The organism is Shewanella sp. 8A, from assembly GCF_023475945.1.
GTDB lineage: Bacteria > Pseudomonadota > Gammaproteobacteria > Enterobacterales > Shewanellaceae > Shewanella > Shewanella xiamenensis.
This window is the reverse complement of sequence record NZ_JAMDJP010000091.1, coordinates 1-836: the sequence shown is the minus strand read 5'-3', so window position 1 is coordinate 836 and position 836 is coordinate 1. Positions and strand designations below refer to the sequence as shown.

Sequence of the window (836 nt, the reverse complement as noted above, 5' to 3'; positions counted from 1 at the left end):
CGTCCTGAAATACGTTGACATAAAGAGGACTTCTTTATGACAACATCAATTAACTCAAGCCGTAAGCGCACACAACGAGATTACACCTTAGCCTTTAAATTAGGCGTTGTAGAGCGTGTTGAAAAAGGCGAAATGACGTACAAACAAGCCCAAGCCCGTTTTGGTATTCAAGGCCGTTCAACGGTACTCGTTTGGCTTAGAAAACATGGTAGACTCGATTGGTCGAAACCTTTTCAGCATCCCCTTATGCCTAAGTCAAAAGAAACCCCTGCCGAAACTATTAAGCGCCTTGAACGTGAGTTAGCAGAAGAGAAACTGCGTAACCAAATCCTCAATGGTATGGTTGATATCATGGACAATGAATATGGAGCTGGCCTCAGAAAAAAGTACTTATCCGGTACGTCTGGCAAGCAAAAAGCAACAGCGAAATAAACCTCGCAGCCGCATGTCGTGCTGCGGGTATGTCGAGGCAAGGTATTTATCAGGCAGTTGCTCGAATGGAAAGTCGTAGAGCTGAGCTATCGGTCATCAAAGACTGGGTCCAGTACTGGCGTAAATATATGCCAAGGTTAGGGGCCCGTAAGCTCTACACGTTGATAAAATCCAGGCTGGTTGAGCACGATATTAAACTTGGGCGAGATGGGTTCTTTACCTATTTGAGAAGTGAAGGTTTACTGGTTAAACCGAAGAAAAGCTACACAAAAACCACGTTCAGCAAACACTGGATGAAGAAGCATCCTAATTTGCTGAAAGAGAAAGGACTGCATGATGCAGAGCATGTACTGGTCAGCGATATCACCTATCTTGAGTCAGACCAAGGTGTGCACTACCTGTCA

At 44.9% G+C, this 836-nt stretch carries 1 pseudogene; it reads left to right on the top strand.

What is annotated here, in order from left to right:
* Window positions 1-36: 36 nt before the first annotated feature.
* A pseudogene (locus M0413_RS22650) lies at window positions 37-836 on the top strand (transposase family protein); the annotation flags it as partial.